Annotated in this window: 9 protein-coding genes and 1 pseudogene; 6 read left to right on the top strand and 4 right to left on the bottom strand. The window is 44.8% G+C overall.

Going from position 1 to position 12,444, the window contains the following annotated elements:
- Positions 1-15 precede the first annotated feature (15 nt).
- From E3U32_RS15630 to E3U32_RS15620, 3 genes are all read right to left on the bottom strand, one after another.
- Positions 16-279: a hypothetical protein gene (locus tag E3U32_RS15630; protein ID WP_134349506.1), complete on the bottom strand. Its 264-nt coding sequence runs from the start codon at positions 277-279 to the stop codon at positions 16-18.
- Complete coding sequence (locus E3U32_RS15625; protein WP_134349505.1) at positions 254-784, bottom strand: DUF2778 domain-containing protein; 531 nt, start codon at positions 782-784, stop codon at positions 254-256. Before E3U32_RS15625 ends, E3U32_RS15630 begins: the two co-directional genes overlap by 26 nt.
- A gap of 167 nt (positions 785-951) precedes the next feature.
- Complete coding sequence (locus tag E3U32_RS15620; RefSeq protein ID WP_134349504.1) at positions 952-1,419, bottom strand: SymE family type I addiction module toxin; 468 nt, start codon at positions 1,417-1,419, stop codon at positions 952-954.
- Between the two features lie 302 nt (positions 1,420-1,721).
- On the opposite strand from E3U32_RS15620, the gene E3U32_RS15615 reads away from it, so the two are divergent.
- The 3 genes and pseudogenes from E3U32_RS15615 to E3U32_RS23970 form a co-directional block, all read left to right on the top strand.
- Positions 1,722-2,591, top strand: a complete 870-nt coding sequence (locus E3U32_RS15615) for a phosphorothioated DNA-binding restriction endonuclease (protein ID WP_134349503.1) — start codon at positions 1,722-1,724, stop codon at positions 2,589-2,591.
- 315 nt (positions 2,592-2,906) lie between these two features.
- On the top strand, positions 2,907-4,940 hold the full coding sequence (locus E3U32_RS15610) for a hypothetical protein (RefSeq protein WP_134349502.1): 2,034 nt from the start codon (positions 2,907-2,909) through the stop codon (positions 4,938-4,940).
- Between the two features lie 33 nt (positions 4,941-4,973).
- Positions 4,974-5,111, top strand: a pseudogene (locus E3U32_RS23970) (phosphorothioated DNA-binding restriction endonuclease); the annotation flags it as partial.
- Positions 5,112-5,439: 328 nt separating this feature from the next.
- On the opposite strand, the gene E3U32_RS15605 reads toward E3U32_RS23970, so the two are convergent.
- Complete coding sequence (locus E3U32_RS15605) at positions 5,440-6,300, bottom strand: hypothetical protein (RefSeq protein WP_166790951.1); 861 nt, start codon at positions 6,298-6,300, stop codon at positions 5,440-5,442.
- A 329-nt stretch (positions 6,301-6,629) separates the two neighbouring features.
- Here E3U32_RS15605 and hsdR point away from each other — a divergent pair, with 329 nt between their 5' ends.
- The 3 genes from hsdR to E3U32_RS15590 all read left to right on the top strand — a co-directional run bounded on the left by hsdR (position 6,630) and on the right by E3U32_RS15590 (position 12,408).
- Entirely contained in the window at positions 6,630-9,071 is a 2,442-nt protein-coding gene (hsdR, locus tag E3U32_RS15600) for an EcoAI/FtnUII family type I restriction enzme subunit R (protein WP_134349500.1), read from the top strand.
- Between the two features lie 71 nt (positions 9,072-9,142).
- Positions 9,143-10,615: an N-6 DNA methylase gene (locus E3U32_RS15595; RefSeq protein ID WP_134349499.1), complete on the top strand. Its 1,473-nt coding sequence runs from the start codon at positions 9,143-9,145 to the stop codon at positions 10,613-10,615.
- On the top strand, positions 10,615-12,408 hold the full coding sequence (locus tag E3U32_RS15590) for a restriction endonuclease subunit S (RefSeq protein ID WP_134349498.1): 1,794 nt from the start codon (positions 10,615-10,617) through the stop codon (positions 12,406-12,408). The genes E3U32_RS15595 and E3U32_RS15590 overlap by 1 nt, the downstream gene beginning before the upstream one ends.
- Positions 12,409-12,444 lie beyond the last annotated feature (36 nt).

Below are 12,444 nucleotides of genomic sequence, written 5' to 3'. Positions count from 1 at the left end.
CGCCAATGAAATATCTCAAGCACGTTTCAGGATGCATATCTTTCGGATGATATACATCAGTAACGCGGTAACGACGAACATCATCCCACCCAACACCCACAGGAATGATGGGTCTGTTTCACCATCAGCAAACCCCAAACCGGTGCGATTTAAAAAATCATTGCTGGCTTGAGATAAGTAATCGAGCAAGCCACCCAGGGGGAACAGGACGATAAAGAAGGAAGCAATGAGGCACGCCAGGCCAACCAGGATATTATTTTTTAACTTTGCATGAAGCATAATCAGCCCTTCCTGTTACATCAATACGTCCATATGCCATCAACCCTTTACCACCAGGAACACGAATCTTCTTACGTGCAAGCAAAGATTGTCTGACTAGTTGAAAATCAGGGATATTATAGAACGTTATGCATCCCCACGACTCTCCCTCACCATTCGGCCTCAATGGATGAAGTCGAAATGAGCCTCTGTCTACCCCATTCACAAATACGTTATCAGCCATGGTCGAAGCATTAAACAAGCCGAACCATTCAGAATGGTCGGTCCCGTTCTTGAAGTCTTTTACAAACCGCTCAACCCGATTAGCAATACTGCCTTCCGGTGCATCAACGATCCAGTACGTACCCACAGGTATTGCTGCATTCCTGATAAAGACGCACTCTGCAATATTGGTTACGGGTTCTATTCCTGAAAAAACGGGAAACGTCCCAACGCCATAAACGTGTAGTTTCAGCCTTCTTCCATCGGCTGAGACATCGTTGTAATCCATCCTACAAATCTGCATAGCAATCCTCCCTGTCGCTTTGCGGAGAATGTTACAACCGATTTATTGAGTGCACCAGCGGAGTTAAATAATTCATTTAAAAAAGGAAAAATACGGGCATGCGTATTCAAGCCCGTATTAACTTATCCTTTTACATGATTAATGAAGGGATATTTTAGATATTATTCTTACTCTGCCAGACCATTTCCGCGCTTCACCATAGGTATATCTCCCGTATCATTCAACGCGCCCGGAAACGTCTTCAACCACTGCGCGACTTTCTGTTTATTTATATTCACCACGCTCATACCTTCCAGGCATCCCCATAATTCTCTTGTATGCTGTGGCGTAATCACAATGCAGTCTTTCATGGCGCGGATTTTTACCGGCATGCCGTTGATAAAGCCTGCACGGGTTAACCAGTCGCCACCCAGAAGAAGGTATTTCATGTCTATGCGGGCATACAGTTCGCAGCAGGCGGCACTGTCCTGCGGCGTTTCTGCGCGGGGATGGACGGGCGCCGCGTTGGTCTGGTTGCCGTGAAGTCGGCGGGCGCTGTTTTTGCGTACCAGCTCGCGGTTTTCAATCATGCCGGTGAAAGCGTCTGATTCTGTTTTGCAAACAGTAAACTCTGGCTTAAAATTCGTCACAGCCATTTTCAACTCCATCTCAGTTGTTTGTGGTTAGCGGTATGGGGGTGTTGCAGCACCTTCATATCGCGAATTCTCTCTTTAAATATTCTTTGATACTTCCTTTGCCGTTCGGCGTAATTTCTGGTGCTCATTATACAGGGCTGAATATAAATACAGCGGTTTGGTGTGGGGTAAATTTAGAATTTGCGAGGGGGATTCAGGAAATAGGGTTGTGTGCGGTAAGGTCATGTTTTTTGTTGATTGCGGGTTGATTGGTCTGGGTTTTACGAGCATCATCGCAATTATTTACTTTCTTCCGTAACGCGATGGCTTCCAGCAAAACTCTCGAACAGGCAATTGCCGACATCACCATCTGGCGCAAAGGCGAGCAGCGTGCGCCGCATAAGCCTTTATTGCTTCTGTACGTGCTGGCGAACTATCAGCAGGGGCATGCGCGACTGTTTGATTATGGAACCGAGGTCCATGAGCAGCTGCTTAACCTGTTAGAACGCTTTGGCCCACAGAGGAAGGCGCATTACCCGAATATGCCCTTCTGGCGGCTCAAAGGGGACGGTTTTTGGGATCTGAAGAATACAGAGTTTTGTTCGACCACTGGCAGTAAGCAACCGCCTGTTAAAGAACTTATAGAAAATAACGTTGCAGGCGGGTTTGATGAAGAACACTTTGCGCTGCTGAATAAGAACAAAAATCTGATCGGCTCGCTGGCGCAGCAGATCCTTGAAGCGCACTTTCCTGAAAGTATTCAGGAGGAGATCGCGGATGAGATGGGTTTTGATATTAAGCAGATCCGTAAGGTTCGCGATCCGCTGTTCCGCCAGCAGGTGTTGCGTGCGTATAACTATGAATGTGCCATCTGCGGATTCAACATGCGACATGATAACGCCTCCGTTGGACTCGAAGCCGCGCATATCAAGTGGAAGCAGTTTGGCGGACCGTGTGAGATCCCCAACGGACTGGCGCTGTGTGCGATTCATCATAAGGCGTTTGACAAGGGATCGATTGGGCTAGATGAGAGTATGCGGGTGCTGGTGTCGGAGGCGGTTAATGGAGGCGGGATTGTTGGGCAGCTGTTCTGGGATTTTGTCGGGAAGCAGATTGCGCTGCCGGTGGTGAAAGGGAATTATCCAAGGGAGGGGTTTGTGGAGTGGCATCGAAGAGAGGTGTTTAGAGAGTGAATTCGAAGACTGGACCAGAATTTCATACCTAATAGAATTATATCGATGCAGTATATAAATAGATATACCCGTACTCATACATTAATAATCTTGCAAAAAAGAGATGTTCCTTATGAACACAATATTTTCATCAAGCAGGCAACTTTGATCGCCAGTTATGAATTAAATAGATACAAGATCTATGTCTTTTCCACGCCACAAAACCTTGCTCACATTGTGATCAAAGTTTCATTTTTTCTTTGTTATATACTCTTTATCTTGATGTATCCAAAGAGTTATAGTGTCATTTGGTATACGCTCATGTAGAGAGGAAATATGCGACCCATCCATCCCCTTATCAAAGCGGCAAGAGATAAGAAATTGCCACATCCCGCTCAGTTGAATGAATTCAAACCAGATCACTGGATTAAATTCATGAATGAAATAGGTCCGTTAACTGCAGAAGCCTCTGCATACATTTCAGGAGCTAATTGGCTTAATTTTCATTTCCAATGCGTAGAGAACACTCGGAAGCAAATTTGCTTCTTAACAGGTTGCAGACCTGAATATCACGAAATGATTAGGGCGCATATAGCCAGCGCTAATTATGCTTTTTGGCAAGTATGTGACGAACAGAACGAGAAGTTTGACGATATAAGCAATACAGCTATAGAACAGTTTATTACTTCAAAAACCTCGAAGGTAGGAAAAAGCGATCCAGTTAGTGTTAATAGTGTAAATATGCATAGACTTGACAGTCTTAGAGGCCCATTATTCGAGCTATTTAAATATAAGGATCACATGCATATATTATTTCCTGATGATCGTCCAATAAAGTTGTCAAAACTTGATCTTTATCTCTCAGAAATGAAGATGTCTCAGCATTTTCATAATTTTTCTTCACTTTGGCAAGACTTGCTTTATGGCCGTGCAATATTCACTTATCAGCACAAAAGAGTCTTTTTCATGCAATGTCATTCTGACTATCACCGCATGAAAACGATTGCCGAATTTCGTCGAGATCATTTTTTAGCCACCTCGATTACTGAAGCTCGAACCATAATGGACAAATTTAATAACATCCATCTTTTTTCTACTTATTTACATTTTGATCCTGGTACAGCTTTGAGCATAGTACCGTGGCAAACATTATCTCAACGGGCTCAAATGATAGCCAGATTTCAGCCTTTATCGGCTCTTATTCAGCTTGATGACCATCTTAAAGCGTTATTAACAAGGAAATCACTCCCCTGTATTGAACGCACTTTACAAAGTGTTTTAGATGTATGGGTTCATCTATCTGTGCTAGCTGTTCAAATTGATGAAAAACTACATACAAACGTGTCAATAAACGACTGGTCAACATTACTTCATCTTGCTCCTCAGTTTGAGCGCTCTATTATTATTGAGTTACTAATACAATGTTGTGAATATAGTAAAGCTGAAATCATCGCGGCTTTAGATTTATTGACCTGGAAAGGGAAATCACCACAGGAAGATTTATGGGTGCAACCTCTGGTTTCTATTGAGGATAATTATATTTTCCCGATCAGCGCATTTCTGACTGCAAGTCTCACCCGCAATATTGATTGCTGGATGGCCAAAATAGATCCCAAAGATACTCGCCGTGGAAGTTTATTTGAGAAAGATTTGCTCAGAGTATTGGAAGAGTGCCGAAATGGAAATCAGGTAATGAAAGAACATTTGCACTATACGAATGCAATTGAACCAAGCTATCATGGGCATAGCGAAGAGATAGATCTTTCTTTTGCTTTTGGAAATTTACTAATTGTTGTAGAAGCTCGTAGCCGTAAAACATCCATAACTCCGCTAGATTATGATAATGAACTTTTCGACTCTAACGGACTGATGCACAAAACCAACCAAGCAATTAGAAAAGCAACCTTTGTTAGGGAGCATCTTGAGCATTTTTGTCGGGATTATTACCCCCATTTATCAGGAACAGAGAAAATAGAGGTAATCCCACTAGTAATCATCAACGGTCAATTTCATGCTGGCTTTCCATTAAATGGTGTGCCGATTATAGATCCGGCACTTTTGTTTCATTACCTTAGAGATCGTGAGGTGCGTTTTATGGCAACAGTACCTTACGATAAACATCAGTACGGCATTCCACTCTGGCAGACCCTCGAAGAGGCTCAGACTCTGTTCAAGGATTATCTTTCGTTTCCAACTTTGATAAAGATTTACGATTCTATGTGCAGAGAGTCCGTAAAATGCTCCAGCAATCTCGGTGAGAAGTTTGATGAGGTAGTATCGCTTACATACGAAATTGATTTTATGGGATGGCAAGAGCAATTGGCTCATGTCGAACGAGTCTTTCCAAATCAATTTGTAAAATATTACTGACATGAATCACGTGAAGTAGAGGCAGTTTAGCGGCCAGGTGAGATCCCGAACAAACTAGCATTATGTGCGATTCATCATAAGCCGTTTGAGAAGGGATCGATTTGGCTGGATGAAAGTATGTGGGTAACGATACCCCAAGTGTTAGATGGTAGCGGGGTTATCAGTCGATTGCTTTAATTTTTTGCAGAGAAGAAAATTGCGTTTCAGTTTGTGAAAGAAATTATCCGTTGTAGGATTTTGTGGAATAGCACATCAGGGAGGTATTTAGGGGAGGTGTGAGAATTTATATCACCATTAAAAGATAACCAACTAAATTATAAACTCATCGATTATCTATATTCAGGCTTATATCTAGCCATGTTATTTTATAGTTCATTGAACACATGGAGTGGGAAATTATTTTCCACGTACAGTCTATTACCTTCGTAAAATTAGCGTGCTTTCCATTTATATTAGTTAGACATATATATTCATATGCATTTTGCAAAACAAGCTGATTTTATAAATCTTGGTCTAATTTATATCTTCTCAGTACGATATAACTCAGATCACCACACCATAGTATTGGTTTACCTGTTGTTGCATATGTGCATGTACCAATAATTAGTGCATGACATCCATCTAATTCATCAAGACTGTTTTTGACTTTAAACTGCTCTTTAAACTCACTTGCAATTTCGCGATTGATACAAACGCTTAAGCCAGATTTAATGTTACCTGCATTTAACCAAATTTTTCCATCTCTTGTTTGCCCAACATCACTAATAAAACCCCAAAAAATTCTACGTGCACCGTCCATCCATGGTGCAACGTTAATGAATTCGACAAATAGTTCTCCCCCACGGCCCGGTAAATCATTAAAGGATTGTTCTGTGAACCCTACCTTTTTATCTGCGTAGCATGATCCTTTAGACTGTACTAACTTGTAAAGCAGGTTTTTTAAAGTATAGTGTGCAGGATATTTTTGATTCCCACCACCAACAATTTTTTCACCCGTGAATTTTTGTCCCTGAGGTGTAGTGTCAGAGTTATCCGCTGCTGTTTTGACATTAATGTCGTAGCCTTGCGTTAATCTCAAATCAAGTACTATGCCGCTGTCAGCATCTGAAGCAGGTAATCCCCTATTTTCATCACCTTCCCCTACAGCTTCGTATGATGTCCCTAGTGAGCAGTTTTCTAGGTGATGGGCGCAAAAATGAGGTGAGTCATTTCCGTAACTTGCACGCCTGAACCATGCATCCCCCTTGCATTCTGTACAAAGCAAACTCCGTCTCTTCAGTTGGATCTCAGCAGGAGGTAATGCGAAAAATGCATCTGCACTCCATTCTTTTTCATCAATAGTACACAAAGCTTTATCCACTAAGATCCCCTCGTCCAAGCTATCTATCAATCCTATCATTACTTATAAAGTACATTTAATTAGATGAGTTGATCCAGTTCAAATTAATGGGAAAAGCTGGTGTACGATTTGAATAATCACTGGTTTGACAGACAATTGAGTCCATATTTCGTTTATGTAGTTAACTTCAGACATTATAAAAAATGAAAATCTATGATAGAGAAGTTCAGAAATTGCCTTGCCAAGAAGAGATTTTAACGCTAACGACCCAAAACCTCGTTTCAGGTCATTACGTCAGACACTATTCTGTGTAAAATCAGACCTAACCCAATATCGTGGAGTGCTCTGCTATGGCTGGCGTGAACAAAACGCACCTGACTGAAACGGATATCATTAGCAAATTTATCCTTCCTGCGGTTAAGGAGGCAGGCTGGGATGATTTGGCGCAGATTCGTCAGGAAGTGAAACTGCGAGATGGCAAGATTGTCGTCCGTGGCAAATTGGCCTCACGTATCAAAGTTAAGTCTGCTGATATCGTGCTGTATCACAAGCCTAACTTGCCATTGGCAGTTATCGAAGCCAAGGCTAACAAGCACGCCATCAGCAAAGGGATGCAGCAGGGACTGGACTACGCCAGCCTGCTCGACGTGCCCTTTGTATTTGCCTCCAATGGTGATGGGTTCATCTTCCACGATAAAACCAATCCGCATCAGCTCGAATCCGAAATTGCCCTCAGCGACTTCCCAACGCCTGAACAACTCTGGCAAAAATACTGTGTCTGGAAAGGGTTCACTCAGGAGCAGTTGCCCGTTATCAGTCAGGACTATTTTGACGACGGTAGCGGGAAAGCTCCTCGTTACTATCAGATGCAGGCGATTAACCGAACGGTGGATGCCGTTTCGGCAGGTAAGAATCGCATTCTGCTGGTCATGGCAACCGGTACGGGTAAAACGTATACCGCATTCCAGATTATCTGGCGGCTCTGGAAGGCCAAAAACAACAAACGCATCCTTTTCCTCGCTGACCGCAATATCCTTGTCGATCAAACCAAGAACAATGATTTCCAGCCTTTCGGTACAGCAATGACCAAAGTTACCGGACGTACCATTGATCCGGCGTACGAGGTCCATCTTGCGTTATACCAGGCAATTACCGGACCGGAAGAACATCAGAAAGCCTATAAACAGGTAGATCCAAATTTCTTCGACCTGATTGTGATTGACGAATGCCACCGTGGCAGTGCGTCTGAAGACTCAGCCTGGCGAGAGATTCTGGAATATTTCGGCAGCGCCACACAGGTTGGCCTGACTGCGACGCCAAAAGAAACGGAAGACGTCTCTAATATCGACTACTTCGGTGAGCCGGTTTACACCTATTCTCTCAAAGAGGGTATAGAAGACGGATTTCTCGCTCCCTATAAAGTTGTGCGCGTTGATATAGATATTGATGTTCAGGGCTGGCGGCCCGTCAAAGGCCAGCTGGATAAGTACGGCGAAGAGATTGAAGACCGAATCTATAACCTGAAAGATTTTGATCGCAAACTGGTCATTGATGAACGCACCATGCTGGTAGCGCAGACCATCACCGATTACCTGAAACGCACCAATCCGATGGATAAAACCATTGTTTTCTGCAACGACATCGATCACGCCGACCGCATGCGCCACGCGCTGGTGGTGCTCAACCCTGAGCAGGTGTTGAAGAATGAAAAGTACGTAATGAAAATCACCGGCGACGATGAAATCGGCAAGGCACAACTCGATAACTTTATTAATCCTAAGAAAGCCTACCCCGTTATCGCGACAACATCAGAGCTGATGACAACCGGCGTTGATGCGCAGACCTGCAAACTAGTGGTACTGGATCAGAACATCCAGTCGATGACTAAATTTAAACAGATCATCGGGCGCGGCACACGTATCAACGAAAGGCACGGCAAGCTGTGGTTCACCATACTCGACTTCAAAAAAGCGACCGAGCTGTTTGCCGACCCACGCTTTGACGGTTTGCCGGAAAAAGTACTGGTGGTTAAACCCGACGATATCTCCGATGAAAGTTCCGACTTCAATGAGCGGCTGGATGAAGAAACCACGAACGATGATGGGGATAATCCACCCAATGAAATGCGAGAAGACGCCGCTGAGTATCATGTTAGCCGCGACAACCATTCCGGAAACGGTGAATTTCATAGCGATGATGCAGATAAAGTCCGCAAATTCTATGTGAATGGCGTGGCGGTGAAAGTCCTGGCGAAGCGCGTTCAGTATTACGATTCTGACGGCAAGTTAGTCACTGAATCCTTCCAGGATTACACCCGCAAAACGATGCTGAAAGACAGCGAGTACGCCTCGCTGGATAGCTTCGTGCGCAAATGGCAGGAGGCGCCTCGCAAGCAGGCGATTATTGAAGAACTGGCGCAGCTGGGAATTCTGTGGGACGTGCTGGCCGAAGAGGTGGGTAAAGATCTCGACCCGTTTGATTTGCTCTGTCATGTGGTGTACGGTCAGCCGCCGTTAACCCGTCAGGAGCGCGCGGCCAACGTACGTAAGCGTAACTATTTTACTAAATACGCCGAACCGGCTCAGCAGGTTCTCAATACCCTGCTGGACAAATACGCCGATGAAGGCGTGCAAGAAATCGAGGATGTTCAGGTGCTAAAACTGAAGCCGTTCGATGCACTGGGTCGCCCAATTGAGATCATCAAAACCCGCTTTGGCGACAAAAAGGGGTATGAGCAAGCCGTTAACGAACTGGAAAACGAAATTTACCAGCTTCCGCCGCGCTCAGCCTGATAACACGTAAATTTATTGCCACTGGCCGCAACTGCGACCGGTGGCATCCTTTTTAAGTATGGAAAGAAAACATGTCGATTAGTTCAGTCATTAAATCTCTTCAGGACATTATGCGTAAAGACGCCGGTGTGGACGGCGATGCCCAGCGTCTGGGGCAGCTTTCATGGCTGCTATTTTTGAAGATTTTTGATACCCAAGAAGAAGAGCTGGAACTGGAACAGGATGACTACCAGTTCCCGATCCCGCAGCGTTATTTATGGCGTAGCTGGGCGGCAAACAGCGAAGGCATCACCGGTGATGCGTTGCTGGAATTTGTGAATGACGATCTGTTCCCGACGCTGAAAAACCTCACCGCGCCGATCGATAAGAACCCGCGTGGCTTTGTGGTCAAACAGGCGTTCAGCGATGCCTACAACTACATGAAAAACGGTACGCTGCTGCGTCAGGTGATCAACAAGCTCAATGAAATCGACTTCAGCAGCAGCCAGGAGCGCCACCTGTTTGGCGATATCTACGAACAGATTCTGCGCGACCTGCAAAGCGCCGGAAATGCAGGTGAGTTCTATACCCCGCGTGCGGTGACGCGTTTTATGGTCAACCGTATTGATCCGAAACTGGGCGAATCGATTATGGACCCGGCATGTGGTACCGGCGGCTTTCTTGCCTGCGCGTTCGACCATGTAAAAGACAACTACGTTAAAACCACCGAAGACCATAAAACCCTGCAACAGCAAATTCACGGTGTCGAGAAAAAACAGCTTCCACACCTGCTGTGTACCACAAATATGCTGCTGCACGGCATTGAAGTACCGGTGCAAATCCGTCATGACAACACGCTCAACAAGCCTCTCTCCTCCTGGGATGAGCAGATTGATGTGATTGTCACCAACCCACCGTTTGGCGGCACTGAAGAAGACGGCATTGAGAAGAACTTCCCGGCAGAGATGCAGACCCGCGAAACCGCCGACCTGTTCCTGCAACTGATTATCGAAGTGCTGGCAGACAAAGGCCGCGCGGCGGTGGTATTGCCAGACGGCACGCTGTTTGGTGAAGGTGTAAAAACCAAAATCAAAAAGCTGCTCACCGAAGAGTGCAACCTGCATACCATTGTGCGCTTGCCGAACGGCGTGTTTAACCCGTACACCGGTATCAAAACCAATATTCTGTTCTTCACCAAAGGCCAGCCAACCAAAGATGTGTGGTTCTACGAGCATCCGTACCCGGACGGCGTGAAGAACTACAGCAAAACCAAACCGATGAAGTTTGAAGAGTTCCAGGCGGAAATCGACTGGTGGGGGAATGAAGCTGACGATTTTGCCAGCCGCGAAGAAAACAACCAGGCGTGGAAAGTGGGCATCGGTGACATCATCGCCCGTAACTTCAACCTTGATATCAAGAACCCGTACCAGGGTGAAACCATCAGCCACGATCCGGATGAACTGCTGGCGAAGTACCAGAAACAGCAGGCAGACATCAGCGAGCTGCGTAACCAGTTGCGCGATATTCTTGGTGCAGCTCTGGCGGGCAACAAGGGGGCGAACTGATGACCGTAGAGAAGCTGATCACCGACCATATCGATATCTGGTCCTCTGCGCTGCAAACCCGCTCCACGGCCGGGCGTGGCAGTAACGGCAAAATCGACCTTTATGGCATTAAGAAACTGCGCGAGCTGATTCTTGAGCTGGCGGTGCGCGGCAAACTGGTGCCGCAGGATCCGAGTGATGAACCGGCGTCTGAGTTGTTAAAGCGTATTGCTGCTGAGAAAGCCGAGCTGGTGAAGCAGGGTAAAATTAAAAAACAAAAGCCGCTGCCTGAGATTAGCAAGGATGAGAAGCCGTTTGATCTGCCGAAGGGATGGGAGTGTGCTCGTTTAGGTAACACAGTTGCAATTATTCGTGGAATTACATTCCCTGCGAGTGAAAAGCATAAAGAACCATCAGAAGGAAAAGTTCCTTGCCTGAGGACAGCGAATGTTCAAGACAGCATAGAATGGGATGATTTACTTTATGTCAGTGAATCATTTGTGAAACGCTCTGAACAATTCGCCGAAAAAGGCGATATTGTTATGTCAATGGCAAACAGTCGAGAGTTGGTTGGAAAAGTTGCATACGTCAATAATATTCCTACTGGCTACGCAACTTTTGGTGGTTTCTTAAGCGTCATTAGGCCATATGGTTTTAATGCTGCTTTTCTGATGTCAGTATTACGTTCTCCTAATATAAAATCTATTCTTATTGATAGTTCAAGTCAGACAACAAATATTGCTAATATTTCTCTCGAAAAGTTAAACCCTCTTGTTATTTCAGTTCCTCCTATTAGCGAACAGAATCGAATTGCTTCTAAAGTAGAAGAACTCATGTCTCTTTGCGACCAACTTGAACAGCAATCGCTAACCAGTCTGGAAGCGCATCAACAGCTGATAGAAACTCTACTAGCAACCCTGGCCGACAGCCCAAATGCAGAAGAACTCGCCGAAAACTGGGCGCGAATTAGTCAGCATTTCGACACACTGTTTACTACCGAAGCGAGTATCGATGCGCTTAAGCAAACTATTCTGCAACTGGCTGTGATGGGTAAACTGGTGCCGCAAGATCCTAACAACGAACCTGCATCTGAGTTGCTTAAACGTATTGAGCAGGAAAAAGCGCAACTAGTTAAAGAAGGAAAAATCAAAAAACAAAAACCTTTGCCGCCAGTGAGTGATGAGGAAAAAACTTATGTGCTACCAAAGGGATGGGAATGGTGTCGTTTAGGTGATTTGGCACTTGGTTCAGAGGCCGGGTGGAGCCCGCAATGCGAGTCCCATCCAAGAAATGGCGATGACTGGGGGGTCTTGAAAATCAGTGCAGTTACTTGGGGGGAGTTCAATGCTGAGGAAAACAAGGCGCTACCGGTAACATTGGAGCCTAAACATGAATATGAAGTTAAAGGGAATGATTTCCTTTTATCAAGAGCAAATACATCCGAGTTGGTTGCCCGCTCTGTGGTTGTACCTCAAACGGTGCCTAAGCATTTAATGCTTAGTGATAAAATTATACGTTTCCAATTTTCCGATTTGATAGATGTGAAGTATATCAATATTGTGAATAATTCTATGCTTTCACGTGAATATTACGAAATTGTAGCTGGTGGTACCAGCGCATCAATGAAAAATGTTACACGAAATCAAGTATCTCTATTGCCTGTTGCATTGCCTCCTTACAATGAAAAAAAGAAGATAATTTCAGCTACAGAAAGTGTTTTAGTGCTTATCGACACTCTTAAAGTTCTAATTGTGAAAAGTGAAGATATTAAAAAGAATTTAACTGACTCTATTGTTTTTAATTTTAAAAATTAATGTACCCATTATTGCGTTATTGATAGAAGACCAAGG

Origin of the sequence: Lelliottia nimipressuralis (genome assembly GCF_004402045.1) — a bacterium.
Taxonomy (GTDB): Bacteria; Pseudomonadota; Gammaproteobacteria; order Enterobacterales; family Enterobacteriaceae; genus Enterobacter; species Enterobacter chinensis.
Note: the sequence above shows the minus strand (reverse complement) of the source record. Positions and strands in the feature narration are given on the sequence as shown.